General features: G+C 69.8%; 25 protein-coding genes. 2 read left to right on the forward strand and 23 right to left on the reverse strand.

Annotated elements, in window-relative coordinates:
* Positions 1-143: transposase domain-containing protein (locus BM214_RS11335; protein WP_143096381.1), on the forward strand; the 143-nt coding region annotated here is incomplete at its 5' end.
* A gap of 516 nt (positions 144-659) precedes the next feature.
* Here the strand turns inward: BM214_RS11335 and BM214_RS11340 are convergent.
* The 18 genes from BM214_RS11340 to leuC all read right to left on the reverse strand — a co-directional run bounded on the left by BM214_RS11340 (position 660) and on the right by leuC (position 20,915).
* The gene (locus BM214_RS11340) at positions 660-2,834 is read right to left on the reverse strand and encodes a malate synthase G (protein WP_090487325.1); all 2,175 of its coding nucleotides are present in this window, start codon (positions 2,832-2,834) and stop codon (positions 660-662) included.
* Between the two features lie 46 nt (positions 2,835-2,880).
* Complete coding sequence (locus tag BM214_RS11345) at positions 2,881-3,447, reverse strand: L,D-transpeptidase (RefSeq protein ID WP_090487328.1); 567 nt, start codon at positions 3,445-3,447, stop codon at positions 2,881-2,883.
* A 106-nt stretch (positions 3,448-3,553) separates the two neighbouring features.
* Positions 3,554-5,062, reverse strand: coding sequence for an amidophosphoribosyltransferase (purF, locus tag BM214_RS11350; RefSeq protein ID WP_090487261.1), 1,509 nt, complete (start codon positions 5,060-5,062; stop codon positions 3,554-3,556).
* Between the two features lie 11 nt (positions 5,063-5,073).
* Positions 5,074-5,625 (reverse strand): CvpA family protein, encoded by a 552-nt coding sequence (locus BM214_RS11355; RefSeq protein WP_090487331.1) that lies wholly within the window; start codon positions 5,623-5,625, stop codon positions 5,074-5,076.
* 109 nt (positions 5,626-5,734) lie between these two features.
* Positions 5,735-6,259: an SPOR domain-containing protein gene (locus tag BM214_RS11360; RefSeq protein WP_244887991.1), complete on the reverse strand. Its 525-nt coding sequence runs from the start codon at positions 6,257-6,259 to the stop codon at positions 5,735-5,737.
* A 94-nt stretch (positions 6,260-6,353) separates the two neighbouring features.
* The gene (locus BM214_RS11365) at positions 6,354-6,824 is read right to left on the reverse strand and encodes a Dps family protein (RefSeq protein WP_090487267.1); all 471 of its coding nucleotides are present in this window, start codon (positions 6,822-6,824) and stop codon (positions 6,354-6,356) included.
* A gap of 108 nt (positions 6,825-6,932) precedes the next feature.
* Positions 6,933-8,249, reverse strand: a complete 1,317-nt coding sequence (gene folC / locus BM214_RS11370; RefSeq protein WP_090487270.1) for a bifunctional tetrahydrofolate synthase/dihydrofolate synthase — start codon at positions 8,247-8,249, stop codon at positions 6,933-6,935.
* The gene (accD, locus tag BM214_RS11375; protein ID WP_090487273.1) at positions 8,246-9,247 is read right to left on the reverse strand and encodes an acetyl-CoA carboxylase, carboxyltransferase subunit beta; all 1,002 of its coding nucleotides are present in this window, start codon (positions 9,245-9,247) and stop codon (positions 8,246-8,248) included. The genes folC and accD overlap by 4 nt, the downstream gene beginning before the upstream one ends.
* 34 nt (positions 9,248-9,281) lie before the next feature.
* Complete coding sequence (gene trpA, locus BM214_RS11380) at positions 9,282-10,091, reverse strand: tryptophan synthase subunit alpha (protein ID WP_090487276.1); 810 nt, start codon at positions 10,089-10,091, stop codon at positions 9,282-9,284.
* Entirely contained in the window at positions 10,088-11,311 is a 1,224-nt protein-coding gene (gene trpB, locus BM214_RS11385) for a tryptophan synthase subunit beta (RefSeq protein WP_090487279.1), read from the reverse strand. Before trpB ends, trpA begins: the two co-directional genes overlap by 4 nt.
* On the reverse strand, positions 11,283-11,921 hold the full coding sequence (locus BM214_RS11390) for a phosphoribosylanthranilate isomerase (RefSeq protein ID WP_090487282.1): 639 nt from the start codon (positions 11,919-11,921) through the stop codon (positions 11,283-11,285). The genes trpB and BM214_RS11390 overlap by 29 nt, the downstream gene beginning before the upstream one ends.
* A 74-nt stretch (positions 11,922-11,995) precedes the next feature.
* On the reverse strand, positions 11,996-12,790 hold the full coding sequence (gene truA, locus BM214_RS11395) for a tRNA pseudouridine(38-40) synthase TruA (RefSeq protein ID WP_177217663.1): 795 nt from the start codon (positions 12,788-12,790) through the stop codon (positions 11,996-11,998).
* Positions 12,791-12,869: 79 nt separating this feature from the next.
* Positions 12,870-13,559 (reverse strand): energy-coupling factor transporter transmembrane component T family protein, encoded by a 690-nt coding sequence (locus BM214_RS11400; RefSeq protein ID WP_143096393.1) that lies wholly within the window; start codon positions 13,557-13,559, stop codon positions 12,870-12,872.
* Between the two features lie 73 nt (positions 13,560-13,632).
* Positions 13,633-16,422, reverse strand: a complete 2,790-nt coding sequence (locus tag BM214_RS11405) for a FimV/HubP family polar landmark protein (RefSeq protein ID WP_090487287.1) — start codon at positions 16,420-16,422, stop codon at positions 13,633-13,635.
* A 127-nt stretch (positions 16,423-16,549) separates the two neighbouring features.
* Positions 16,550-17,581, reverse strand: a complete 1,032-nt coding sequence (locus BM214_RS11410; RefSeq protein ID WP_090487290.1) for an aspartate-semialdehyde dehydrogenase — start codon at positions 17,579-17,581, stop codon at positions 16,550-16,552.
* A 61-nt stretch (positions 17,582-17,642) separates the two neighbouring features.
* A complete protein-coding gene (gene leuB / locus BM214_RS11415; RefSeq protein WP_090487293.1) occupies positions 17,643-18,722 on the reverse strand; it encodes a 3-isopropylmalate dehydrogenase in 1,080 nt (359 codons plus the stop codon).
* Positions 18,723-18,823: 101 nt separating this feature from the next.
* Positions 18,824-19,477 (reverse strand): 3-isopropylmalate dehydratase small subunit, encoded by a 654-nt coding sequence (gene leuD, locus BM214_RS11420; protein WP_090487337.1) that lies wholly within the window; start codon positions 19,475-19,477, stop codon positions 18,824-18,826.
* Positions 19,478-19,511: 34 nt separating this feature from the next.
* Positions 19,512-20,915, reverse strand: coding sequence for a 3-isopropylmalate dehydratase large subunit (gene leuC, locus BM214_RS11425; RefSeq protein ID WP_090487296.1), 1,404 nt, complete (start codon positions 20,913-20,915; stop codon positions 19,512-19,514).
* Between the two features lie 444 nt (positions 20,916-21,359).
* On the opposite strand from leuC, the gene BM214_RS11430 reads away from it, so the two are divergent.
* Positions 21,360-22,340, forward strand: coding sequence for a LysR family transcriptional regulator (locus tag BM214_RS11430; RefSeq protein ID WP_090487298.1), 981 nt, complete (start codon positions 21,360-21,362; stop codon positions 22,338-22,340).
* Here the strand turns inward: BM214_RS11430 and BM214_RS11435 are convergent.
* The 5 genes from BM214_RS11435 to BM214_RS11455 all read right to left on the reverse strand — a co-directional run bounded on the left by BM214_RS11435 (position 22,309) and on the right by BM214_RS11455 (position 25,856).
* Positions 22,309-22,578 carry a Txe/YoeB family addiction module toxin gene (locus BM214_RS11435; protein WP_177217665.1) on the reverse strand — a complete coding sequence of 90 codons (270 nt, stop codon included), beginning with the start codon at positions 22,576-22,578 and terminating at the stop codon, positions 22,309-22,311. The two genes, BM214_RS11430 and BM214_RS11435, sit on opposite strands and share 32 nt — an antisense overlap.
* On the reverse strand, positions 22,575-22,841 hold the full coding sequence (locus BM214_RS11440; RefSeq protein ID WP_090487304.1) for a type II toxin-antitoxin system Phd/YefM family antitoxin: 267 nt from the start codon (positions 22,839-22,841) through the stop codon (positions 22,575-22,577). The genes BM214_RS11435 and BM214_RS11440 overlap by 4 nt, the downstream gene beginning before the upstream one ends.
* An 86-nt stretch (positions 22,842-22,927) precedes the next feature.
* Positions 22,928-24,076: an MFS transporter gene (locus tag BM214_RS11445; RefSeq protein WP_090487306.1), complete on the reverse strand. Its 1,149-nt coding sequence runs from the start codon at positions 24,074-24,076 to the stop codon at positions 22,928-22,930.
* Between the two features lie 53 nt (positions 24,077-24,129).
* Entirely contained in the window at positions 24,130-24,645 is a 516-nt protein-coding gene (locus BM214_RS11450) for a vWA domain-containing protein (RefSeq protein ID WP_244887992.1), read from the reverse strand.
* Positions 24,646-24,794: 149 nt separating this feature from the next.
* The gene (locus BM214_RS11455) at positions 24,795-25,856 is read right to left on the reverse strand and encodes a magnesium chelatase ATPase subunit I (RefSeq protein ID WP_090487309.1); all 1,062 of its coding nucleotides are present in this window, start codon (positions 25,854-25,856) and stop codon (positions 24,795-24,797) included.
* Positions 25,857-25,861: the final 5 nt, after the last annotated feature.

Genomic DNA, 25,861 nt, shown 5'->3' on the forward strand with positions numbered 1-25,861 from the left:
AGAACGGGGTGAACCCCCGTCACTATCTGATCGATGTGCTTGAGCGCATCCAGGATCATCCCGCCAATCGCCTCCAAGAACTGCTGCCCTATCACTGGGCACCGCTGGCCCAGAGTTGCGGGGAGCATGCCAGCCCCGACTGACGGCTGGCTATACGGGGGCTACCGGACGGATACCGCTATACAGATTCTGTATAAGGAGGCCTCTATCAATTGCTTACCTCCCCAAGCAACCCATTGATTCTATTGGGCGTCGATTTCAAAAAAATGAAATTATTAGCGGTTCCCTCTATCCTTTCAGGCGTTGCGCTTATTCTGTGAATTCAGGACCCCAAGCGACACACACGAAAACACACCCCTCTCCACAACGGATATTTCTCCGCTGCTGAAGGATCTGCATTCAGGGTTGATCAACCGATGGGACTGAATCGCGCCCTGGCGGGAGGGTCTATGGGCGGCGATGGGGTGCGGACTTTCCTTGTGCATGATGGTGCTCCGTGCAATGACCGTGCATCGGTCTCATTCTTTATGCCACAGCGGCCATCCGGGCATCAAGGCATGGGCAGGGATTTTTATCCTTAGACCCCGGCGGCGTTGCCATGGCCGCCGGGGGATCTTGCAGATCTGTAACGACCTGGGCTGTGGACCGGCCTGCGGCCCTTAGCCCCCTGCCTTGGCCTTGGCCTCGATGCGCCGGCGGTGGAGCACCGGTTCGGTGTAGCCGTTGGGTTGTTCCCGGCCGCGGAAGATGAGGTCGCAGGCGGCCTGGAAGGCCACGGAGGCGTCGAAGTCGTCGGCCATGGGGCGGTAGGCGGGGTCATCGTCGTTTTGCGCATCCACCACCCGGGCCATGCGCTTGAGGGTCTCCACCACCTGGGCGTCGTTGCAGATGCCGTGGTGCAGCCAGTTGGCGATGTGCTGGCTGGAGATGCGCAGGGTGGCCCGGTCTTCCATCAGGCCCACGTTGTTGATGTCCGGCACCTTGGAGCAGCCGATGCCCTGGTCGATCCAGCGCACCACGTAGCCCAGGATGCCCTGGGCGTTGTTGTCCAGTTCCTGCTGGATCTCTTCGGGGGTCCAGCGGGGATCGTTCTCCACCGGCAGGGTGAGGATGTCGTCCAGGGTGGCGCGGCGGGTGCCGGCCAGCTGGGCCTGGACCTGGGCCACGTCCACCTGGTGGTAATGCAGGGCGTGGAGCACCGCCGCCGTGGGGGACGGCACCCAGGCGGTGTTGGCCCCGGCCCGGGGATGGGCCACCTTCTGCTGGAGCATATCCGCCATGCGGTCGGGCATGGCCCACATGCCCTTGCCGATCTGGGCCCGGCCCCGGAGGCCGCAGGCCAGGCCCACGTCCACGTTCCAGTCCTCGTAGGCCTGCAGCCAGCGGGCGGACTTCATCTCGCCCTTGCGCAGCATGGGGCCCGCCTCCATGTCGGTGTGGATCTCGTCGCCGGTGCGGTCCAGGAAGCCGGTGTTGATGAACACCAGGCGCTCGCGCACCTCGCGGATGCAGGCCTGGAGGTTGACAGTGGTGCGCCGCTCCTCGTCCATGAGGCCCACCTTGAGGGTGTTGCGCGCCAGGCCCAGGGCGTCCTCGATGCGTGCGAACAGGGTGTTGGTGAAGGCGGCCTCCTGGGGGCCGTGCATCTTGGGCTTGACGATGTACACCGAACCGGCACGGGAGTTGCGCAGGGGGCCCTGGCCGCGCAGGTCGTGCAGGGCGATGAGGCTGGTGATCATGCCGTCCAGGATGCCCTCGGGCACCGGGTGCTCGTCCTGGTCCAGGACGGCGTTGAGGGCCATCAGGTGCCCCACGTTGCGCACGAACATGAGGGAGCGACCGTGCAGGACGAGGCGTCCGCCCTCGGGGGTGGTGTACTCCCGGTCCGGGTGCATGGACCGTTCCACGGTGCGGCCGCCCTTGTCGAAGGAGGTGGTGAGATCCCCCTTCATCAGGCCCAGCCAGTTGCGGTAGACGCTGACCTTGTCCTCGGCGTCCACCGCGGCCACGGAGTCCTCGCAGTCCATGATGGTGGTCAGGGCCGCCTCCATGAGCAGGTCCTTGATGCCGGCGGGGTCGCTGCGGCCGATGGGGTGCTGCGGGTCGAACTGGATCTCGAAGTGGATGCCGTGGTGTTCCAGCAGCACCGCCTCGGGGGCCTGGGGCTCGCCCCGGTAGCCCCGGAATTGGGCCGGGGTCTGCAGGGTGGTGGCCGTGCCGTCCTCCAGGGTCACCTGCAGCACGCCGTCCACCACGGCGTAACGGCGGGCTTCGTGGTGGCTGCCGGTGACCAGGGGCACGGTCTCATCCAGGAAGTCCCGGGCGCGGCGGATGACCCGCTCCCCGCGGCGGGGGTTGTACTGCGCGCCCCGCTGGCAGCCGTCGTCCTCGGGGAGGGCGTCGGTGCCATAGAGGGCGTCGTAGAGGCTGCCCCAGCGGGCGTTGACGGCGTTTAAGGCGTAGCGGGGGTTCATCACCGGCACCACCAGCTGGGGGCCGGCCTGGGTGGCGATCTCCGGATCGACATCCTGGGTGGTGATCTGCACCGGGGCCCCCTCCGGCTCCAGGTAGCCGATCTCCTCCAAAAAGGCGCGGTAGGCGGCGGGGTCCACCGGGCCCGGATGCTCCCGGTGCCAGGCGTCGATGCGCGATTGGAGTTCCTCGCGCCGGGCCAGGAGTTCCCGGTTGCGCGGGGCGAGGTCGTGGATGAGGGCGTCCAGGCCGGCCCAGAAGGCCTCGGAGGCGATGCCCGTGCCCGGCAGGGCCTCGTTCTCGATGAAGGCGTGCAGCTCGGCGGCCACCTTGAGGCGGCCGGCCATGACGTATTCGGTCATCATCTCGCGTCTCTCCGTTGCAGGGCGGGCCCGGATCCCGAGGGGTTCAGCGGGGTCTTTCGTCCTGGCCTTGGTGGATGACCACCAGGGCCCCTTCCGGCATGGTATCAAACAGGTCCATGACGTCCGCGTTGGTCATGCGCACGCAGCCCTGGGAGGCGGGGCGGCCGATGAGGCCTTCCTCGTCGGTGCCGTGGATGTAGATGTGGCGCTCCAGGGAGTCGATCCCCTGCCCCCGGTTCACCCCCTGCTCCAACCCCTCCAGGCGCAGGATGCGGGTGGTGATGTGGTCCCCCTCGGTGCGCCGGGGCTCGGTGACGATGGGGGTGGTCTCCCCCGTGGGCTCCCGCGCCACGAAGACGGCGCCCACGGGGGCATCGGCGCCGATCTTCTGCTGGATGCGGTGCACCCCGAGGGGGGTCTTGAGGCTGCCGTCCTCGTTGCCCAGGCCAAAACGGGAGGTGGATACCGGGTAGCTGGCCTGGATCTCCCCCTGGCGGATCACGTACAGCCGCTGCTCATCGGTGCGCACCACGGCCACGGGATCGGCCACGAAGTATTGGGGGAAGCGTTCCTCCAGGCGCTGGAGAACGGGTCGATACCAGGATTCCATGGAGGCCTCCGGGGAGAAGGTGTCCAGATACCAGCCAGCGCCCGCGGCGGAGGACCACACCGCCAGCAGCGCCAGGGCCATCTGCAGGATCGCGCGTCTTGCCATGTCAGGCGTTGTTGTACAGATCGAGGTTGGCGTACTTGCGTTCCTTCTTCTTCTTGGCCAGATCGTTGCGCCGGGCCTGCAATTGTTCCAGGTATTCCGGGGTGACGGGGGTGACATAGTCGCCGGTGAACACGGAGCAGTCGAAGTGCTGCAGCCTCGGGTTGCCCTTGCGCACGGCCCCCACCAGGTCGTCCAGGTCCTGGTAGATGAGGCGGTCGGCGGCGATGGCCTCGCACACCTCCGCCTCGCTGCGGCCATGGGCGATGAGTTCGCTGGCGGCGGGCATGTCGATGCCGTAGACGTTGGGATAACGCACCGGCGGGGCCGCCGAGGCGAAGTAGACCTTCCGCGCCCCGGACTCCCGGGCCATGAGGACGATCTCCCGGGAGGTGGTGCCGCGCACGATGGAATCGTCCACCAGCATGACGTTCTTGCCCTTGAACTCCAGGCCGATGGCATTGAGCTTCTGGCGCACGGATTTCCGCCGCTGGGTCTGCCCGGGCATGATGAAGGTGCGGCCGATGTAGCGGTTCTTGATGAAGCCCTCGCGGTACTTCACGTTGAGTTCGTGGGCCATCTCGATGGCCATGGTGCGGCCGGTGTCGGGGATGGGGATGATGACATCGATGTCGTGGTCCGGCCACTCCCGCAGGATCTTGCGCCCCAGGCGCGTGCCCATGCGCATGCGGGCGCGGTGCACCACCACGTCGTCGATGACCGAGTCGGGCCGGGCGAAGTAGACGAATTCGAAGATGCAGGGGGTCAGGGACGGGGACGGGGCGCACTGGCGCGTATGCAGCGTGCCGTCGCTCTCGATGTACACCGCCTCCCCCGGGTCCAGGTCCCGCACCAGTTCAAACCCCAGGGTGTCCAGGGCGACGCTCTCCGAGGCCACCATGTACTCGGGCCCGTCGGGGGTGTCGCGGCGCCCGAACACCACCGGGCGGATGCCGTGGGGGTCGCGAAAGCCCAGCACGCCCCGGCCGGCGATCATGGCCACCACGGCATAGGCCCCCTGGCAGCGGCGGTGTACGCCGCTCACGGCGTCGAAGACCTCCTCGTGGGTGACGGCCAGACCGTCGTGGCGGATCAGCTCCTGGGCCAGGATATTGAGCAGGATCTCGGAGTCGGATTCGGTGTTGATGTGCCGCCGGTCCTGGACGAAGAGCTCGCTCTTGAGTTCGGGGGCGTTGGTGAGGTTGCCGTTGTGGCCCAGGGTGATGCCGTAGGGGGAGTTCACGTAGAAGGGCTGGGCCTCGGCGGAGGAGGAACTGCCGGCGGTGGGGTAGCGCACGTGGCCGATGCCCATATGGCCGGTGAGGTTGCGCATGTGCTGCTCGTTGAAGACATCCCGCACCAGGCCGTTGTCCTTGCGCAGGTGCAGGTGTCCACCATGGTCACAGGTGACGATGCCGGCTGCGTCCTGGCCGCGGTGCTGCAACACCAGGAGGGCGTCGTACAGCGCCTGGTTGACCGGGCTGCGACCGACGATTCCGACGATTCCGCACATGATGGTCTCTCTTACGGGGTGAAGGGGGATTCGGGTTCTGAAGCGGGAGCGGGTTCGGGTACGGCGAGCGGGGTCTCAAAGACGAAGTTCTCCGCCAGTTCCGGCGGCAGCAGATCCCGCAGCCACAGGGCCAGGCGCTCGAACTGGGGCAGGAAGCGGCTGGCCTCCCACCAGGGTTCCTCGGGCATCACCGTGAGCCCCGCCAGCAGCACCACCACCGCCACGATGGCCACGCCCCGGGCCAGGCCGAAGACCACGCCGATGCTGCGGTCGGTGCCCGAAAGGCCGGTGCGTTTCACCAGCTGTCCCGCCAGGACATTGATCACCCCCCCCGCCAGGAGGACCAGGATGAAGAGGATAGCGAAGCCGATGACCGCCTGCAGGGTGGCGTCCTCCACCCCCAGGGGCAGCATCTGACCCAGGGGTGCCCCCTGGCTCAGGGCCAGGACGAAGGCCAAAACCCAGGTGGTCAGGGAGATGGCCTCTTTGACAAAGCCCCGGAAGAGGCTGATGACCGCCGAGAGGGCGATGACGGCCAGGATGGCGATATCGATCCAGATCATGTCCATGGGGGTCGCGGCTGCGTGACAGGAATTTTAACAAAGATCGCCCCGGCCGGCGGGCCGGGATGCGGGGATGCCGTTGCCCGGCCGGATCGGATGGCCAGGGACATCAGGGGTGTTGGACCAGGATGCCCGAACGTTCCATGGTCTCCTCCAAGCGCTCCTTGAGGCGCTCGGCGGCGCGGCGGTCCAGCTCCGGCCCCACCTTGACTCGGTGCAGGACCCGACCCTCCGCCTCGGTGCGTTCCAGAAAGGCGGGAAACCCGGCGGCCCGCAGCCGCTCCCGCTCCGCCACGGCGTTATCCCGATGGCTGAAACTGCCCACCTGGACCACCCAGCCGGTGGCCACGGGTTCGGCGGCCCCCTCCCGGGTCTGCGGCGGCCCCGCCTCGCCCCCCTGCCCTGGCAGCGGGCGGACCTCGCCCGCCCTGCTCTCGCCCCGGGCCGGGGGGGATACGCCTTGGCCGGCCCCGTCCTGGGGCCGCGACGGCAGCGGGCGGTGAAAGGCCGGCTCCGGGGGCACCTCCGCCGGGGCCTCCAGGCGGGCATGGTAGCCCGATCCGTCCAGCACCACGGGCAGGAAGATCACCGCCAGGGCAATGAGTACGGCCGCCCCGACCAGACGTTGTTTCAAGGCTGCTTCCACGGCAGGGTTTCGATACGGGCAGGGTCCCGGTAGGTGCCGGGACGAAACGGGCCCCTCCGGCGGGCGGAGGGGCCCTGGAGGATCACTGGTTCAGGGCGCGCAGCATCCAGGCCGTCTTCTCATGGACCCGCATGCGGTCGGAAACCAGGGCGGCGGTGGACTCGTCATCGGCGTCCTGGGCCATCTTCAGGACCTCGCGACCCGTCTTCACCACCTGCTCGTGGCCATGGGTGAGGAGGTCCACCATCTCCTTGCCGGAGGGGATGCCTTCCACCTCCTCGATGGAGCTCAGGCTGGCGAACTGCTTGTAGGTGCCGGGGGCCGGGACATCCAGGGTGCGGATGCGCTCGGCGATGTCGTCCACGGCGGTGGCCAGTTCGGTGTAGTGTTCCTCGAACATCATGTGCAGTTCGCGGAACTGCGGCCCCACCACGTTCCAGTGGAAGTTATGGGTCTGCAGGTAGAGGGTGTAGGAATCCGCCAGCAGGCGCTTGAGGCCCTCGGCGATCTTCACCCGATCCTGCTCGTTGATGCCGATATCGATCTTGCTCACGGGACGATCTCCTTCTGTCGTGTGGGGAATGATGGGAAACGGGCGCTGAGGGCTCAGGCTACCACGGCGCGAGTCGGGCCGCCGCCCCCTGCCGGATTGGAGAGACATTCAGGCCGCCGGTTCCCCGTGCGCCCAGGGAAACGGACCCTGCAACAGGGCGGAGGCGACATGGAACGAACCGAAGGCCATGATGCGGTCCCCGGGCCCGGCCTGCAACAGCGCGGCGCGACAGGCGTCACGGATGCCGGCATGGACCTGGACCGCGTCCGCGCCCGCGGCGCGCACATGGGCCGCCAGGATGCTCGGGTCCAAGGCCCGTTCCAGATCCAATTCGCCCAGGTGCCAGACCTGCACCCGGGGCATGAGCGGCGCCAGGATGCCGGGCACATCCTTGTCCGCCATCACCCCCATCACCGCCAGGGTGCGGCCGCTGCAGGGGGTCTGCGCCAGGTGCGCGGCCAGCATCGCCGCGGCCTGGGGGTTGTGGGCCACGTCCAGCCACACCGCCGGGCGCGCGTGCAGGCATTGCAGCCGCGCCGGCAGGCGGGCCCCGGCGATGCCGTCGCGCACGGCGCGCTCGGTAAGGGGCAGCAGGTCCTCCAGCAGCAGGGCGGCGCTGATGGCGGTGGCGGCATTGCCGTGCTGCACGGCCCCGGGCAGGCCCGGGGGCGGCAGGGCCTCCAGGGTCATGCCCATGCCCTGGTAGGTCCATGCCCCGTGCGCCTCCACCCGCTCCACGCCGTAGTCCTCGCCGATGCGGCTCAGGGCCGTACCCAGGTCGCGGGCGTGTTGCAGCAGGCGCTCGGGCGGGTCCGCGTCGCCGCACACCGCCGGCGCCCCGGCGCGGAAGATGCCCGCCTTCTCGAAGCCGATCTGCTCGCGGTCGTCGCCCAGGAATTGCTGGTGATCCAGGCCCACGGCGGTGACCACGGCCACGTCCGCATCCAGGATGTTCACCGCGTCCAGGCGCCCCCCCAGACCTACCTCCAGCAGCATGACGTCCACCGGGGCGCGGGCGAACAGCCACAGGGCCGCCAGGGTACCGAACTCGAAGTAGCTGAGGCTGGTGTCGCCGCGGGCGGCGTCGATGGCGGCGAAGGCCTGACACAGGGCCGCATCGTCCACCGCCGCCCCGTCGATGCGCACGCGCTCGTTGTAGCGCAGCAGGTGCGGCGAGGTGTAGGTGCCCACGCGGTAGCCCGCGGCGCGGTAGATGGCCTCCAGGAAGGCCACGGTGGAGCCCTTGCCGTTGGTCCCCCCCACGGTGATCACCGGGGCGCAGGCCGGGCGCAGCCCCATGGCGTCCGCCACCCGGCCCACCCGCTCCAGGCCCAGGTCGATGGGCCGCACATGCAGGCGTTCCTGCCAGTGCAGCCAATCCTGCAGCGTGTCGTGCCGGGGTTGGAGGGCGGCCGGTCCGCTCATGGGGCGTCCTTCTCCTGCCCCTGTGGCCGCTCCCGGGCCTCCTCGTCCCCGGCGCCGGTCTCCGCCTCGGGCAGGGCGGGGGCCGTCTCGCCGGAGGGGTCGGCGGGGGCCGTCTCCGCGGCGACCTCCCCGCCCTGCTCACGCACGCTGCGATGGGTGAGGATGGCCAGCAGCGAGGACAGGCGCGAGCGCATCTCGCGGCGGTCGATGATCATGTCGATGGCGCCGTGCTCCAGCAGGAATTCCGCCCGCTGGAAGCCCTCGGGCAGGGTCTCGCGCACGGTCTGCTTGATCACCCGGGGGCCGGCGAAGCCGATGAGGGCCCCGGGCTCGGCGGCGTTGATGTCCCCCAGGGTGGCCAGACTGGCGGAGACCCCGCCCATGGTGGGATCGGTCATGACGGAGATATAGGGCAGGCCGCTCTCGCGCAGGCGCGCCAGGGCGGCGCTGGTCTTGGCCATCTGCATGAGGGAGAACAGGGCCTCCTGCATGCGCGCGCCGCCGCTGGCGGAGAAGCACACCAGGGGGATGCCCGCCTCGCGGGCGGCGTTGACGCCGCGCACGAAGCGTTCCCCCACCACGGAGCCCATGGATCCGCCCATGAAGTGGAAGTCGAAGGCGGCGGCCACCACGGGCACCCCCTCCACCGCACCCTGCATCACCACCAGGGCATCCTTCTCGCCGGTGCTCTTCTGCGCGGCCTGCAGGCGGTCGCGATAGCGCTTGCTGTCGCGGAACTTGAGCATGTCCACGGGCTCGATCTGGGCGCCGATCTCGTGCCGCTCCCCCGCGTCCAGGAAGGTCTCCAGGCGGCGCCGTGCGCTGATGCGCATGTGATGGCCACACTTGGGGCAGACATCCAGATTGCGGTCCACCTCCGGGCGGTAGAGGGTGGCGGAGCAGCCCTCGCAGCGCAGCCAGAGGCCCTCGGGCACGGCGCGCTTGTTGGTGGCGTCGGTGCGGATGCGGGTGGGTACGAGTTTCTCAAACCAGCTCATGGGCGTCGTCTTCATCTCGGCAGTGGGCGCGGGGTCAGTCTGTCGAATCCATCGCCTGGCGCATCTCCCCCAGCAGGGCCGCCACGGCGGCGCGGCCGGCGGCGGGGTCGTCCACATGGGCCGCCACCTGCTGCACCAGGGCGCTGCCCACCACCACCGCATCGGCCACGCGGGAGACGCGGGCGGCGGTGGCGGCGTCGCGGATACCAAAGCCCACCCCCACCGGCAGGCCGGTGTGGCGGCGGATGCCCTCCACCCGCCGGGCGACCCCGTCCACGTCCAGGGTGGCGGCGCCGGTGACCCCCTTGAGGGAGACGTAATAGACGAATCCCGAGGCCGCGCGGCAGATGGCGTCCATACGCGCCTCGTTGCTGGTGGGGGCCAGCAGGAAGATAGGATCCACCCCGTGGCCCTGGAGACAGGCCGCCAGGTCCTCGCTCTCCTCCGGCGGCAGGTCCACGGTGAGCAGGCCGTCCACGCCCGCCGCGGCGGCCTCGGCGGCCAGGGTCTCGTACCCCATGGCCTCCACCGGATTGAGATAGCCCATGAGCACCACCGGGGTATCGGGGTCGTCGCGGCGGAAGGCGCGCACCATCTCCAGCACGCGCCGCAGGCTCACGTGGTGCTTCAGGGCCCGCTCGCAGGCCTGCTGGATGACGGGACCGTCGGCCATGGGGTCGGAGAACGGCACCCCCAGCTCGATGATATCGGCCCCCGCCTGCACCATGGCGTGCATCAGGGGCACGGTGTTGTCCGGGTCCGGATCACCGGCGGTGACGTAGGGGATCAGCGCCTTGCGGCCCTGGGCCGCGAGGGCTTCGAAACGGGCGGCGATGCGGCTCACAGTTCGATGCCCTCCATGCGGGCCACGGTGTTGATGTCCTTGTCGCCACGGCCCGACAGGTTGACGATGATGCCCTGATCGGGGCCCAGGGTCGGCGCCAGCTTCATCACCTGGGCGATGGCATGGCTGGACTCCAGGGCGGGGATGATCCCCTCGGTGCGGGTGAGGCGGTGGAAGCCCTCCAGGGCCTCCCGGTCGGTCACCGGCACGTACTGCACCCTGCCGGTGTCCTTGAGCCAGGCGTGCTCCGGGCCCACACCCGGGTAGTCCAGACCGGCGGAGACGGAGTGGGTCTCGGTGATCTGGCCGTCGGCGTCCTCCATGAGATAGGTGCGGTTGCCGTGCAGCACCCCCGGGCGGCCGGCGCACAGGGGGGCGGAGTGATGGCCGCTGTCGATGCCCTCCCCCGCCGCCTCGGCGCCGTACATGGCCACCCCGGCGTCGTCCAGGAAGGGATGGAACAGGCCGATGGCGTTGGAGCCGCCGCCGACACAGGCCACCAGGGCATCGGGCAGTTGCCCGGTGGCCTCCAGGTACTGGGCCCGGGCCTCGCGCCCGATCACCGCCTGGAAGTCCCGCACCATGGCGGGATAGGGATGGGGCCCCGCCACCGTGCCGATGATGTAGAAGGTATCGTCCACGTGGGTCACCCAGTCGCGCATGGCCTCGTTGAGGGCGTCCTTGAGGGTGCGCGAGCCGGAGGAAACCGGCACCACCTCGGCCCCCAGCAGGCGCATGCGGTAGACGTTGGGGGACTGGCGCTGGATGTCCTCCGCCCCCATGTAGATGACGCACTCCAGCCCCAGGCGGGCCGCCACCGTGGCGGTGGCCACGCCGTGCTGGCCGGCGCCGGTCTCGGCGATGATGCGGGTCTTGCCCATGCGCTTGGCGAGGAGGGCCTGGCCGATGGTGTTGTTCACCTTGTGGGCGCCGGTGTGGTTGAGATCCTCCCGCTTGAGATAGATCCGCGCCCCGCCCAGTTCGCGGCTCAGGCGCTCCGCCAGGTAGAGGGGGCTGGGGCGGCCCACGTACTGGGCCAGGTCCCGGTCCAGTTCCGCCAGGAAGTCCGCGTCGCCGAGATACTTGCGATAGGCCGCCTCCAGTTCCAGCAGGGGCTCCATCAGGGTCTCGGACACGAAGCGGCCGCCATAGGGGCCAAAGTGCCCGCGGGCGTCGGGGAAGGCGCCCCAATCAGGCGTCTGCTGATTCTCGGTCGACACGTCGTACCTCGCTCATGAATCGGGTGATGCGCCCGGGGTCCTTGATCCCGGGGGCCGCCTCCACGCCGCTGCTCACGTCCACGGCCCAGGGGCGGGTGCGGGCGATGGCTGCGGCCACGTTGTCCGGATGGAGCCCGCCGGCCAGGATCAGGGGCCGGTCCACGTCGCCGGGCCAGGACGCCCAGTCGAAGGTGCGGCCGGTCCCCCCCGCCTGCCCCGGGCCGTGGCTGTCCAGCAAAAAGCCCCGGGCCCGGGGATAGCGGGCCATGAAGGCCCGCGCCCAGCCGGGCTCGGCCATGGGCACCGCCTTGAGGTAGTCCATGCCGAAGGCGTCGCAGGCCTCGGGGGGCTCGTGGCCATGGAACTGCAGAAGATCCAGGGGCAGGGCCTCCAGCGCCGCTTGCACCGCATCCGTCCCGGCGTCCATGAACAGCCCCACGCGGGTGACGAAGGGGGGCAGCTGCGCCAGGATCAACCCCGCCTGCTCCAGGGTCACGGCCCGGGGGCTTGGCGCGTGGAGCACCAGGCCCACGGCGTCACAGCCGGCCGCCACGGCGGCCCTGGCGTCCGCCTCGCGGGTGATGCCGCAGATCTTGACACGGGTACGCATGGCCGTCCGCTGCAGTGGTCCAAACCTTGAAGCGTATCAGAAAACCGCGCACGGGATTAACCACACCGTGGCCTTCAGCCGTAGGTGGGGAGGATCGCCGGCGGCTGCAGATCAAAGCGCGGGTCGTAGCCCACCTGCACCAGATACAGACCGTCCGGGGGCGCGGTCACCCCCGCCTGATCCCGGTCCCGCACCCGCAGCAGTTCCTGCACCCACTCCACCTCCCGCTCGCCGCGGCCGATGGCCATGAGCACCCCGGCGATGTTGCGCACCATGTGGTGCAGGAAGGCGTTGGCGCGGATGTCCAGGTGGATGAAGTCACCGCTGCGGTGGACGCCGATCTCCTCCACCGTGCGCACCGGGGTGCGCGCCTGGCAGCCCCGGGCGCGGAAGCTGGTGAAGTCGTGCTCCCCCAGGAGCAGGCGCGCGGCCCGATCCATGACCCCGGCGTCCAGGGGGCGGTGGGTCCAGGTGACCCGGCGGCGCAGGATCGCCGGGCGCGTGGTACGGCAGAGGATGATGTACCGGTAGCGGCGCCAGCGGGCGGAGAAGCGGGCGTGGAAATCCCCGGGCACGGGCCGTACCCAGTGGAAGCTGAGTTCGGGGGAGAGATGGCTGTTGCCCCCCAGGAGCCAGGCCCGGGGCGGACGCACGGCACGGGTGTCGAAGTGGATCACCTGCCCCGTGGCGTGGACCCCGGCATCGGTACGCCCGGCACAGGTCACCTCCACCGGCTCGTCCGCCACCCGGGAGAGGGCCTTTTGCACCTGGGCCTGCAGGGTGCGGGCCTCCCGCTGGATCTGCCAGCCCCGGAAACCGGAACCGTCGTATTCAAGGCCAATGGCCAGACGCTGCAGGGAATCAGTCATGGAGCAAGGGGGATTGCCGTGGGCACCGCATGGGAGGCGGGATTGTACCCGCCGCCGGCCTCGGGGGCCATCAAGGCCCTCATCCCGCCAGGGCCAGGAGGGCCAGGGGCAGGATGACCAACGCCAGGGCCAGCCAGTGCCGGGGCGCGGGCGGGGCCTCGGACGGCAGGCGGATGGGGTCCAGGGGGGCCTCCTCCGCCGCCTGCAAGACGCGGTGGAACAGGTCGGCGGCCCGGTCCCCCAGCCGCCGCAGGCGTTGCCGCGGACCGCCCGCCTGCGCGCCGGAGGTGGCGGCCTCCGCGGCCAGCAGGCGCACCTGCGGCAGGGCCTCCAGGGTGAGCACCAGGCGCACGGCGAAACGCTCCCGGGGGAAGGCCAGGCGGGCCAGGGGCCGGGTGAGCCAGAGCAGGCCCTGCACCAGACGCTCGCGGGAGGTGCCCTGCAGCAGCCACACCACGGCCCCCACCGCCAACAGCAGCACCAGGGTGCGTTCCAGCCCCTGGAGCACACCGGTGACGCTGGGGGACAGGGGGCCGAGGCCCGGTGCCAGGGGCAGGCCCGGCGTGAACCAGCCGAAGACCAGCACGATGGAGAGGAAGAACCATTTCAGCCGGGCGGCCATGGCGGCGAAGCGGCGCAGGCCGGGGGGCCCCAGCCGGGCCAGGGCGGCGGCCACCAGGGCGCCTCCGGCCATCAGCACGGGCCAGCCCCCCTGGGCCACGCAGGCGATGTAGAGGATCACCCCCAGGATGCGGACGGCGGGATGCATGCCTGGATATGCGTGCATGAACAGCGGGCGGGCATGGGGGACGGCCCGCCGGGACGGCATGGGCGGGTCGCGATCACGGGATCTGCTGCATCAGTTCCCGGGCCTCCTGCTGCTGCTCTTCGTTGCCCTCGGCGATGACCTCCTCCAGGGTGGTGCGTGCCCCTTCGGCGTCCCCCATGTCGATATAGGCCCGGGCCAGATCCAGCTTGGTGCTGATCTCGTCCCCCAGGACGAAATCCTCCTCATCCAGGGATTCCTCGTCACCGGCGCTGCCGGCCTCGTCCTCGTGGAAGAAATCCTCCAGATCAAAACGGGTGGTGGAGGGCTCGGTGAAGGAGGCCTCCCGGCCGGCCCCTTCCCTGTCCTCATCGGTGGGGGACTCCTCTCCGTCCAGTTCGAAGCCGAGCCCCGCGGAATCCAGATCCAGGTCCAGATCCAGTTCGGGGAGTTCACCACGGGAGGCCGCTCCGGCCTGGCCTTCCTCCTCCTTCCCAAGCGGCCCACCAGAGGGGCGCTCCAGCTCCAGGGTGGGCAGGGTGGATCCGGAGGCCGTATCCCCGCGGTCCGCGCCCGATTCCAGGAACCGGGTGGGGGCCTCCTCGTCCGTATCCCCCGGGGGTTGCGTCCCGGCGGTGGACAGGTCCTCCGGCAGATCCAGGTCGAAATCCTCCAGCGCCGGGAGGCCCGGGGACCGATCCTCGTCCCTCCCGCTGGGGGGTGTTGCGGCCCCCTCCTCTTGCGCCAGGGACCCGAAACCGGGGCCTTCCTCCGTCTGCGGGCGGGGCTGCAACAGGGTCTCGTCCAGATCGTCCCGCAGACCGGGGCCCGAAGCGGAGGTTGCACCGGCCGGGGCCTCGGGGACGGTGACCCCGGCGCCACCGAAGAGGGGGTTCTCGGGCGCCAGTTCCTGCCCCATGGTCACCACCCGCTCCCAGAGCGCGCTGGGCCGGTCCCCCAGGCGCTCATGCATGGCGGTGGCCGCACGGGTGAAGGCATCGGCATCGTGGGCGGAGAAATGGGTCTCGGCCAGCTTGAAATGATAGTCCAGGCGCTCCGGGTGCTCTTCCAGGGCCGTTTCCAATAGCTCCCGGGCCTGCGTATACAGGCCATAGGCCAGGTACACGTCCGCCTCGGCGATGGTGTCGTCGTTGCTGACCTCGTCCGGGTTCTGTCCCTGGGCCAGGGTCTGGGACGCGGCGGTGGGGGTCCCCTGGGGCGGGGCCCCCTCTTCCCTGGATGCCGGTGCCTCACCGGCATCCCCCTCGGCGGGCGCGGGGGCCGGGGCGCTCTCCCCGGCGGGGGCCCCGAATTCCGTTGCCGTGTGCTGTGTGTCCTCACCCGCAGGGCGGTTGAGATCGGCCTCGGCGGGGGCCGTGGGTCCGCCCGCGGCCAGACCCGCCGTGGCGGCCCCCGCCGCCACGGCGGGGGTGGACCGGTCTCGTTCGGGCACGACGGCCGGGGGCGGTTCCCGTTCCGGCTCTCCAGCCCCGGCACCCCGCAGCCGGCGCAGCATCAGCAGGGCCAGGGCCCCGAGGAGGAGCACCGCCGCACCGATCCCCCCCAACAAGGTGGGGCTTTGCAGGATCGAGGCCACCGGGGAGGGCGGGCGCTGCACCTCCGGAGCCGCAGTGGATTCCGGGGACGGGGTCGGCGCCGGGGAGGAGGCCGGGGCCTCCCCGCTGCCCTCGTCCGGGGCGGGGGGAGTCGCACCCTCGCCCCGGGATTCAGCCCCGGACGGCGGGGCGGTCTCCACAGCCGGGGGCTCCGAGGCCGCGGTGTCTTCCGGCCCCATGCGGGCCTGGAGCCGGGCCAGCTGCTCGTTGGTCACCCCGAGCAATCGGCTCTGGCGTTCCAGCAGGGATTCCAGCTCACGGATGCGCTCGCGCAGTTCCTGGGCCTCCTGGCGGCGGGATTCGGTGGTCTCCCGCACCAGGGCCAGTTCCCGTTGCAGTCGCTCCACCTCGCCCTCGCCCTGGGCCTCCCGGGCCACGATCTCCAGACCGGCGACGGGGGTCTGCCCCTCCCCGCTCGCGGCCTCCTCGGCGGAGGGGCCCTCTTCCCCTTGCGCGGTGGGGCGGGTCTCGTCCCCGCCCTCCCCTTGCGCGGGCGTCTGGGGCCGGGGGGCCTCGGCCGCCTGGCGGCGGTAGTCCTCCCACAGGGCGTTCTGCCGGGCCACCGCCTGGCGGGCCTCGGCGGGGGACAGCCGGGTCACCTCGTCCCGACCGGGGATGCGCAGCACCTGGCCGCGGCGCAGGTTGTTGATGTTCCCCTCGCCGAAGGCCTCGGGATTGGCCCGCAGCAGGGCCATCATCATCTGCTCCACGGTGACGTCCCCGCCGGGACGGAAACGCTCCCCCAGGGCCCAGAGGGTGTCCCCCGCGCGCACGCGGTGGGTCTCCGGCAGGGCACTGTCCCCGGCCGCGCCTGCGCCATCGGCGCGGCCGTCGTCCCCGCGCCCCGTAAGGGCGGCGGCGGGCTCCGGCCGGGACTGCTCGAACAGGGCGGGGGGATCCAGCAGGAGGGTGTACTCGCGCACCAGCCGGCCGTTGGGCCAGCTGGCCTCCACGAGGAAGTTCAGGAAGGGTTCGCGCACGGGGCCATCGGAGGTGACGCGGATGCGGTAGCCGCCGTCGGGGAGGGCCACGGGCTCGAATTCGAGCCGCGTGAGCACCGGGGGACGGGGGATCCCCATGCGCTCGAACAGGGCAGGCGGTGCAAGGCGCACCACCAGATCCTCCACCTCCCGGGGATCCGCGGAGACCAGGCGGATCTCGGCCCGCAGGGGCTGGTTCAATGCCGAGCGGGGCTCGATCTCACCCAGGCCGAGCCCGAAGGTCGATCCCGGCGCGACCAGGGCCCACACCGCCGTTCCCAAAGCCAGTCTGCGCACTGCCGAATCCCCCTTGTCGTCACCCCCGCTTGAGGCCGGGGCCTTCCCCTTCCGGTGCCGAGGTCCCCGCACCCGGCCGTGTGCCGGCGGGCCGGGCCATTCAGCGCCCCGTGAGGTAGTCTTCTATCAGAACTTCCGCGATCTGGATACTGTTCAGGGCGGCGCCCTTGCGCACATTGTCGGCCACCACCCACAGATCCAGCCCCCGGGGATGGGAGATGTCCTCGCGGATGCGCCCGACAAAGACGGGATCGTGGGCCGAGGCCTCGGTCACCGCGGTGGGATAGCCCCCGTCCCCGCGCTCGTCCATCACCTGCACGCCGGGGGCCGCCATGAGCAGCTCCCGCGCCCGATCCGCCGTGATCTTCTCGCGGGTCTCGATGTGCACCGCCTCCGAGTGACCATAGAACACGGGGACACGCACGGCGGTGGGATTCACCTGGATGTGCTCGTCCTCGAAGATCTTGCGCGTCTCCCACACCATCTTCATCTCTTCCTTGGTATACCCGTTCTCCTGGAAGACGTCGATATGGGGCAGGCAGTTGAAGGCGATCTGCTTGGGATAGACGCTGCATTCCGCCGGACGGCCGTTGAGCAACTGGGCCGTCTGGGTGGCCAGTTCCTCGATGGCGTCCTTGCCGGTGCCGGACACCGCCTGGTAGGTGGCCACGTTGATGCGCTCGATGCCCACGGCATCGTGGATGGGCTTGAGGGCCACCAGCATCTGGATGGTGGAGCAATTGGGGTTGGCGATGATGCCCCGGTTGCGGTAGCCGGCCACGGCGTGGCGGTTCACCTCCGGCACCACCAGCGGAATGTCGGCGTCATAGCGGAACTGGGAGGTGTTGTCGATCACCACGCAACCGGCGGCGGCGGCCTTGGGGGCGTATTCCTTCGACACCGAGGCGCCGGGGGAGAACAGCCCGATCTGTACCTTGGAGAAATCGAACTCCGCCAGATCCTGCACCACCAGTTCACGCTTGCCGAAGGCCACGCGGGAACCGGCGGAGCGGCTGCTGGCCACGGCATGGACCTCCCCCAGGGGGAGATCGCGCTCGGCGAGGATGGAGAGCATGGCCTCCCCCACGGCACCGGTAGCGCCGACGACGGCCACATCAAAGGTCTGACTCATGGTTGTTGGATCCTTGGATGATTCGTTCGTGAAATCTGCCTGCCGGGAAGGGGGCGGCCCCTCAGTCGGCCAGGGCGGCCACCACCGCCTCGCCCATCTCCCGGGTACCCACCTTTGCGCAGCCCTCAGACCAGATATCCGGCGTGCGCTGGCCCTGGTCCAGGACGCGGCCCACGGCCGCCTCCACCCGATCCGCCTGGGCCGCCTCGCCCAGGCTGTAGCGCAACATCATGGCCACGGACAGGAGCGTGGCCAGGGGATTGGCCATGCCCTGGCCGGCGATGTCCGGCGCGGAGCCGTGGATCGGTTCGTAGAGCCCCTTGCCCTGGGCATCCAGCGAGGCGGAGGGCAGCATGCCGATGGACCCGGTGAGCATGGCCGCGGCGTCCGAGAGGATATCCCCGAACATGTTCTCGGTGACGATGACGTCGAACTGCTTGGGGGCCCGCACCAACTGCATGGCGGCATTGTCCACGTACATGTGGGACAGTGCCACGTCCGGGTAGTCCCTGGCCACCCTTTCCACCACCTCGCGCCACAACTGTGAGACCTCCAGCACATTGGCCTTATCCACGGAGCACAGGCGCCGGCCCCGCTTCATGGCGATCTCGAAACCGCTGCGGGCGATGCGCTCGATCTCCGGCTCGGAGTAGATGAGGGTATTGAAGCCCTCGCGCACCCCGTCCTCCCGGGTGCGGATGCCCCGGGGCTGGCCGAAGTAGGCCCCACCGGTGAGCTCCCGCAGGATCATGAGATCCAGGCCGCCGACGATGTCCGGCTTCAGGGCGGAGGCGGAGGCCAGCTGGGGATAGAGGATGGCGGGGCGCAGGTTGGCGAACAGCTCCAGCTGGGAGCGGATGGCCAGAAGTCCCCGCTCCGGGCGCTTCTCCCAGGGCAGCTGGTCATACCGCGGGCCGCCCACGGCCCCCAGCAGCACGCCGTCCGCCTCGCGGGCCAGGTCCAGGGTGGCCTGGGGGAGCGGCTCGCCGGCGGCGTCGTAGCCGGCACCGCCGATGGCGGCCTCTTCCAGTTCCACCGCCAGAGCGAAACGGTCCTTCAGGGCATGGAGCAGGCGCGTGGCCTCGGCCACGATCTCGGGACCGATGCCATCGCCGGGGAGGATGAGGATCTTGTGGGACATGGAGGGGTTTCCTGGTTCAAGGGTGTGCAAATGGAAAGATCCCCCCGCCCGCAGGAAGGGGGACCATCACCGGAGGCGCAAGGCCCGGAGGCGCGGGGCAATCAGGCCCGGGGGCCGGCGTCGAACAGCCAGGGGGCCTCGGCCCGCCGCCGCGCCTCGTAGGCCCGGATCTCGTCCGCATGCTGCAGGGTGAGGCCGATGTCGTCCAGCCCGTTGAGCAGGCAGTGGCGGCGGAAGGGCTCCACCTCGAAGGGGAAGGACTCACCGGAGGGGGTGGTGACCACCTGGGCCTCCAGGTCCACGGTGAGGGTATATCCGGGATGGGCCTGCACCTCCTCGAAGAGGCGGTCGACGATGGCCTCGTCCAGCACCACGGGGAGCAGGCCGTTCTTGAAACTGTTGCCGAAGAAGATGTCGGCGAAGCTGGGGGCGATCACCACCCGGAATCCGTAGTCGGTGAGGGCCCAGACGGCGTGCTCCCGGGAGGAACCGCAGCCAAAGTTCTTGCGCGCCAGCAGGATACGGGCCCCCTGGTAGCGGGGATCGTTGAGCACGAAGTCCGGGTTCACCCGGCGCTGGCCATGGTCCATGCCCGGCTCACCCGGGTCCAGGTAGCGCCAGTCATCGAACAGGGTGGGCCCGAAGCCGGTGCGCTTCACCGACTTCAGGTACTGCTTGGGGATGATGGCGTCGGTGTCCACGTTGGAGCGGTCCAGCGGCATCACCACAGCGTTCAGTTTGTCGAATCTTTCCATCATTGGGTCACCTCTCTCCGGGATGGGGCGGGGATCACAGGGTGCGCACGTCCACGAAATGCCCCGCCACCGCCGCCGCGGCGGCCATGGCCGGACTCACCAGATGGGTGCGCCCTCCCAGCCCCTGCCGGCCCTCGAAGTTACGGTTGGAGGTGGAGGCGCAGCGCTCGCCGGGTTCCAGACGGTCGGCGTTCATGGCCAGACACATGGAACAGCCCGGATCGCGCCACTCGAAACCCGCATCCCGGAAGATGCGGTCCAGCCCCTCGCGCTCCGCCTGCTGCTTCACCAGGCCGGAGCCGGGCACCACCATGGCCAGCTTGATGTGCTCCGCCACACGCCGGCCCTCCACCACCCGGGCCGCGGCGCGCAGGTCCTCCAGCCGGGCGTTGGTGCAGGAACCGATGAAGACCTTGTCCAGACGGATGTCGGTCACCGGCATGCCGGCCTGCAGCCCCATGTACTCCAGGGCCCGCTCCATGCCCCGGGCCTTCACCGGATCCCCGGCGGCGGCGGGATCCGGCACCCGGTCGGTCACCGGCACCACCATCTCCGGAGAGGTACCCCAGGTGACCTGGGGCACGATGTCGGCGGCATCGATGTGCACCTCGTGATCGAACACGGCATCGGCATCGGACTGCAGCTCGCGCCAGGCGGCCACCGCCCGCTCCCAGTCCTCGCCCTTGGGCGCGAAGGGACGGTCCTTTACATACTCGATGGTGGTGTCGTCCACCGCCACCATACCGGCCCGGGCCCCGGCCTCGATGGCCATGTTGCACACCGTCATGCGCCCCTCCATGGACAGATCCCGGATGGCCTCGCCGGCGAACTCGATGGCGCAGCCGGTCCCCCCGGCGGTGCCGATGCGCCCGATGATGGCCAGGACGATGTCCTTGGCGGTCACCCCGGGGCCCACGTGCCCGTCCACCGAGACGCGCATGTTCTTCATCTTCTTCTGCAACAGGCACTGGGTGGCCAGCACGTGCTCCACCTCCGAGGTGCCGATGCCCATGGACAGGGCGCCGAAGGCCCCGTGGGTGGAGGTGTGAGAATCGCCGCAGACCACGGTCATGCCCGGCAGGGTCGCCCCCTGCTCCGGGCCGATGACATGCACGATCCCCTGGCGCACATCCCCCATGGGGAAGAAGGTGATGCCGAAGGTGTTCACGTTCTCCTGCAGCGTCTCCAGCTGGGTGCGGGCCACCGGATCGGCCACCCCCTGGTCCCTGTCCTTGGTGGGCACGTTGTGGTCGGGCACCGCCACCACCGTATCCGTGCGCCAGGGCTTGCGCCCGGCCAGACGCAGCCCCTCGAAGGCCTGCGGCGAGGTAACCTCGTGGACCAGGTGCCGGTCGATGTACAGCAATGCCGTACCGTCCTCCTCCCGGCGCACCACATGGGCATCCCAGAGCTTGTCGTAGAGTGTCTTGCCAGTCATGGATGGGATCCTCCAATCGCTTTACAGGGAGGATAAGGGCTGCTTAAGGATAACACAAATTCATATTTTTCATGCAAACCATTCCGTGCAAGAATGGATGAGTCGGTGTGCGCCGCAGGGAAACGGCGCGCAAGCCTCCAGGGAAGGATCCAGGGCAGCCGCCGGCGGTAAAACCCCGCCAGAAGAAAATGGGCCGTGCCTGCGGGGGCTTTGCCGAAGACGGTGTGCGCCGCAGGGAAGCGGCGCGCAAGCCTCCAGGGAAGGATCCACGGCGGCCGCCGGCGGTAAACCCCCGCCAGAAGAAAATGGGCCGTGCCTGCGGGGGCTTTGCCGAAGGCGGTGTGCGCCGCAGGGAAGCGGCGCGCAAGCCTCCAGGGAAGGATCCACGGCGGCCGCCGGAGGTAAAGCCCCCGCAGGCACGGCCTCCTTACCAAGGGAGGAACCATGACCCCGGAAAACCTCAAGGCCTTCATCACCGTGGCCGCCACCGGCTCCTTCTCCGCCGCGGCCCAACAGCTCCACCTCACCCAGCCGGCGGTGAGCAAGCGGGTGGCCGCCCTGGAGACCGCCCTGGACCGGCGGCTCTTCGACCGCATCGGACGGCGCGTACACCTCACCGAGGCCGGACGGGTGCTCCTGCCCCGGGCGCGGCAGGTGATGGACGCCATGGACGAGGCCCGGCGCCTGCTGGACACCCTCTCCGGCCGCGTGGAGGGTCCGCTCCTCCTGGCCACCTCCCACCACATCGGCCTGTGGCGCCTGCCACCGGTGCTGCAGGCCTTCGCCGCCCGCCACCCCGCCGTGGAACTGGACCTGCGCTTCATGGACTCGGAAGAGGCCTGCCGCGCCGCCGAACAGGGCGCCGTGGACCTGGCCGTGGTCACCCTGCCCTCCCCGCCCTCGCCGCTGCTGACCGCCCGGCAGGTCTGGGACGACCCCCTGGTGCTGCTCACCGCCCCCGATCACCCCCTGGCCAGCGGCGCCGTGGATACCGCCCGCCTGGGCCAATACCCGGCCCTGCTCCCCCCCGCCGGCACCTTCACCCGCGGCCTGGTGGACACCGCCTTCGCCCGCCACGGCATCCGCCCGCCCCGGGTCCTGGAGACCCACTACCTGGAGAGCCTGCGCATGATGATTCGCATCGGTCTGGGCTGGGGCATCCTGCCCCGTTCCATGGCGCAAGGCCTCCACACCCTGGACTGGCCCGGTCTCGGCCTGCGCCGGGCCCTGGGCTGGGTGGCCCACCGCGACCGTACCCGCTCCAACGCCGCCTCCGCCCTGATCCACATGCTGGAGCATGCATCGGGAGATGCGCAGCATGACCTTGGCACGCCCGGGGCCGGGAACGGACCCTGGGGTCCGGCGGATCCCCCATCCCGCGGCGATCCGGGACTCAGTCCTGGTAATGGAACCGACAAGCGATGATGATCAGGCGCGACGCATCCGCGCGGTACACGAGACGATGCGTATCGTCGATGCGCCGCGACCAATAGCCGGAAAGGTTGCCGCGCAACGGCTGGGGTTTGCCGATCCCCGCGTAGGGCTCCCGCGCGGCCTCCCGGATCAGTGTATTGATGCGCCTGAGGGTCTTGCGATCCTGGGATTGCCAGTACAGATAGGCATCCCACGCATCCGGCACAAACAGGATACTGCGCAAGATCAGTCCTCGCCGGGATCCCGCAGCGTGTGTTCCTGTGCCTGACCTGCACGGTCCTGCTCGACCGCGCGGGCCAACGCCCTGGCATTGGCCGGGGTCGAAAGCAGATACAGGGTTTCCATCAGGCTGTTGTAGTGGGCCAGGGACATGACCACGGCATCGTCTTCGGCGTCACGGCGGCTGATGACGGTCACATCGACATCCCGCACGACGGAATCGAGCACGGATTTCAGGGCATTGCGTGCCCGGGAGTAGGTGATGACGTTCATGGCGGCCCGAACTTGTACAATGTATTGAACAAGTGTAGCAAAAGGGCGAATGAAATGGGCACCCGGGCCGATGCGCCCCACTCCCCTCAGACCGCGTGCTGCCGTGCCCGGCTGCCCGCCACGGCGGCGATCCAACCGGCCCCGGACAGGACCGCCGCCAGGACATAGACCGCCGAAGGATGGATCCCGTCCCAGACATAGCCACCGGCCAGGGAACCCAGGGCGCCCCCCACGCCGAAGCTCAGGGAGGTGTACAGGGCCTGCCCCCGCCCCTGCTGACGGCCCACGAAGAAACCGTGCACCAGGGAGATGGCGGCGGCATGATAGAGCCCGTAACTGGCGGCGTGCATCACCTGCACCAGCACCAGCATGGGCAGGACATCCACATACACCGCCAGCAGCCCCCAGCGCAGGGTGGTGATCAACAGCGCCAGGGAAAGCAGCCGCCAGGCCCCGAAGCGGGGCAGCCAGCGGTGCATCATGAGAAACACCCCCACCTCCGCCAGCACCCCCAGGGCCCAGAGATAGCCGGCCACGGTGCGGCTGTAGTCGTGGTTCTCCAGGTACAGGGTGAAGAAACCGTAGTACGGCCCGTGGCTGGCCTGCATGAGAAAACAGGCGATCAGCAGCAGGGCCACCGCGGGGATGCGCAGGGTGGTGGCCAGGGAGAGGGGCTCTGCGTGCACGGGGTGCCCCGCCCCGTCCCGCACCCGCCAGGTGACGAGCCATAGCACCGACAGCAGACCCAGCACGATCCACGGCAGGATCTGCACATCAAAGCGCTCGAACACCGCCCCCAGACTGGCCACGGAAAGCACGAAGCCGATGGAGCCCCACAGGCGGATGCGGCTGTAGGCGTGGGTCTTCTCCCCCAGGTGGTTCATGGTGGTGGCCTCGAACTGAGGCAGTGCCGCGTTCCAGAAGAAGCTGAACAGGGCCATGAAGGCCGCCACCCACCAGTAGCCGCTGAAGAACAACAGCCCCGAGAAGCACAGCATGGCCAGCCCCGCCGCCACCCGGATCACCCGCGTGCGCTGGCCGCTGCGATCCGCCACCCACCCCCAGACATTGGGGGCGATGATCTTGGTGCCCAGGATGATGGCCATGAGCTCGCCGATCTGCCCGGCGGAAAAGCCCTGGGCATCCAGGTACAACCCCCAGTAGGGCATGAAGGCCCCAATGCTGGCGAAATAGCAGAAATAGAAGCTGGAGAGGGTCCAGTAGGCGGCGGGCATGGGTCCGGTCTGAGGGGTAAACCCTTTATGATCGGCCCAAACCCGCGCCGGGTTCAATGCGCATCCACCTCGAAGGTGTCGGCCGGGCAGTGGGCGGCGTCCCAGGCCCGGGCGATGCGAAGCCCCCCGCCGGAGCGGGCCCGGCCCGTCTCGAAATCGACGATGGTGCAAAAATCCGCCTGAACCGGTGCCGGGGGGATGCGGCGGACGCGACCGTCGGTCAGCAACCACACCCCGATGTGGGCATGGGCCACCCGGCGCCGGAACCGCTTCATGATCCGGTCCGCCAGGTCCAGGCCCTGCCCCATGGGGGTGCCGCCACCTCCGGAGATGGGGGCGATCCAGTGCTCGTTGGCCAGTCCGGCCCGGGCGGGGGCCTGGATCACCCAGGCCTCCCGGCCGGAGAAGCCCACCACCGCCACCTGGGCCCGCTGCCGGTAGATCTGCTGCAGCCAGCCCGCCAGCAGCCCCTTGGCCAGGGACAGCCTGCCGCTGCGGAGCATGGAGGCGGAACAGTCCAGCACCAGGCAGTAGAGCACATCCCCGCCGCCGTGCCGGTGGCGATGCACCAGATGGGACCGCTTCAGAGGGCCCTGGCCCTTTTGCAGCAGGCTGCGATGCCAGTGGATGCCCCCGCCGGTACGGGCATCGGGATCCCGTTGCCGCCCCGGCCCCTCCCCCGCTCGGCTGGGCCGCCGCCCCGGCGCCTGCCGGGGCCTCAGGGCTTTTTTGGCGTCAGTTCCCCCACCTGGGCGAGGGTGCGCAGGGGCGCCGCCTCGGGAGGCAGTTCGCCCCAATCCCCCGGACCCTCCCCCGCGTCCCCCTGGGCATCCTCCGGGGTCCCGGCCCCCTCCCGGGGCGGCGGGGTCTGCCCCGAGCCCTGTTCACCCCCCGCCCCGGCGGGGGCGGGGTCCGTATCCGGCGACGGCTTGCGACGATGGGCCAGCACCAGATCCTGAACGGCATCCATGTCCTCCTCCCGGATGCGATCCTGCCCCTCCAGGGCCGCATGGGCCCGGGCCGCCCGCAGCATCACCAGATCGGCCCGTACCCCCTCCACCCCCGCCTCGTGACACAGGCGGCTGACCCGGGCATGGACCGCATCGGTGAACGGCAGGGTCTCCAGGGCGGCCCGGGCCTGGAGGATGCGCTGCCGCAGGGCCTGCTGGGCCTCGGCATGATCCGCCACGAACCCCTGCGGGTCGGTCTCGAAGGCCAGGCGGGCCCGTACGATCGCCTCCCGCGTCTCGGGGGGGATCGTCTCCCCCAGTTGCACGAACAGGCCGAAGCGGTCCAGCAACTGCGGGCGCAGCCCCCCTTCCTCGGGGTTCATGGTCCCCACCAGGACGAAACGGGCCTCGTGGGCATGGGAGATGCCGTCCCGCTCCACCCGGTTGATGCCGCTCACCGAGACATCCAGCAGCAGGTCCACCAGGCCGTCGGCCAGCAGGTTGACCTCGTCCACATAGAGCACCCCCTGATGGGCCCGGGCCAGCAGGCCGGGGCGGAAACGGGTGCGGCCGTGCTGCAGCACGTCCTCGAGATCCAGGGAGCCCAGCAGCTGTTCCTCGCTGCAACCCAGGGGCAGGTTGACGAACGCCCCTTCCGGCAGCAGCTGGGCCAGGGCCCGGGCACTGGTGGTCTTGGCCGAGCCCCGGGGGCCCTCGATGAGGACGCCGCCGATGAGGGGATCGATGGCCGCCAGCAGCAGTGCCGTCTGCATCCGGGGCATGCCGCGGATGGCGGTAAAGGGATATTCAGGACGGGGGGATGCGTGCATGCTGC

This window comes from Ectothiorhodospira mobilis (assembly GCF_900114895.1).
In the GTDB taxonomy this organism is placed as follows: domain Bacteria; phylum Pseudomonadota; class Gammaproteobacteria; order Ectothiorhodospirales; family Ectothiorhodospiraceae; genus Ectothiorhodospira; species Ectothiorhodospira mobilis_A.

What these genes read in the sequence shown, in the direction of transcription:
- BM214_RS11340 (WP_090487325.1), bottom strand. Translation starts at nt 2,834, where the DNA reads ATGACCGAATACGTCATGGCCGGCCGCCTCAAGGTGGCCGCCGAGCTG.
- BM214_RS11345 (WP_090487328.1), bottom strand. Translation starts at nt 3,447, where the DNA reads ATGGAATCCTGGTATCGACCCGTTCTCCAGCGCCTGGAGGAACGCTTC.
- purF (WP_090487261.1), bottom strand. Translation starts at nt 5,062, where the DNA reads ATGTGCGGAATCGTCGGAATCGTCGGTCGCAGCCCGGTCAACCAGGCG.
- BM214_RS11355 (WP_090487331.1), bottom strand. Translation starts at nt 5,625, where the DNA reads ATGATCTGGATCGATATCGCCATCCTGGCCGTCATCGCCCTCTCGGCG.
- folC (WP_090487270.1), bottom strand. Translation starts at nt 8,249, where the DNA reads ATGAGCGGACCGGCCGCCCTCCAACCCCGGCACGACACGCTGCAGGAT.
- accD (WP_090487273.1), bottom strand. Translation starts at nt 9,247, where the DNA reads ATGAGCTGGTTTGAGAAACTCGTACCCACCCGCATCCGCACCGACGCC.
- BM214_RS11390 (WP_090487282.1), bottom strand. Translation starts at nt 11,921, where the DNA reads ATGCGTACCCGTGTCAAGATCTGCGGCATCACCCGCGAGGCGGACGCC.
- truA (WP_177217663.1), bottom strand. Translation starts at nt 12,790, where the DNA reads ATGACTGATTCCCTGCAGCGTCTGGCCATTGGCCTTGAATACGACGGT.
- BM214_RS11400 (WP_143096393.1), bottom strand. Translation starts at nt 13,559, where the DNA reads ATGCATCCCGCCGTCCGCATCCTGGGGGTGATCCTCTACATCGCCTGC.
- BM214_RS11410 (WP_090487290.1), bottom strand. Translation starts at nt 17,581, where the DNA reads ATGAGTCAGACCTTTGATGTGGCCGTCGTCGGCGCTACCGGTGCCGTG.
- leuB (WP_090487293.1), bottom strand. Translation starts at nt 18,722, where the DNA reads ATGTCCCACAAGATCCTCATCCTCCCCGGCGATGGCATCGGTCCCGAG.
- leuD (WP_090487337.1), bottom strand. Translation starts at nt 19,477, where the DNA reads ATGGAAAGATTCGACAAACTGAACGCTGTGGTGATGCCGCTGGACCGC.
- leuC (WP_090487296.1), bottom strand. Translation starts at nt 20,915, where the DNA reads ATGACTGGCAAGACACTCTACGACAAGCTCTGGGATGCCCATGTGGTG.
- BM214_RS11430 (WP_090487298.1), top strand. Translation starts at nt 21,360, where the DNA reads ATGACCCCGGAAAACCTCAAGGCCTTCATCACCGTGGCCGCCACCGGC.
- BM214_RS11440 (WP_090487304.1), bottom strand. Translation starts at nt 22,841, where the DNA reads ATGAACGTCATCACCTACTCCCGGGCACGCAATGCCCTGAAATCCGTG.
- BM214_RS11445 (WP_090487306.1), bottom strand. Translation starts at nt 24,076, where the DNA reads ATGCCCGCCGCCTACTGGACCCTCTCCAGCTTCTATTTCTGCTATTTC.
- BM214_RS11455 (WP_090487309.1), bottom strand. Translation starts at nt 25,856, where the DNA reads ATGCACGCATCCCCCCGTCCTGAATATCCCTTTACCGCCATCCGCGGC.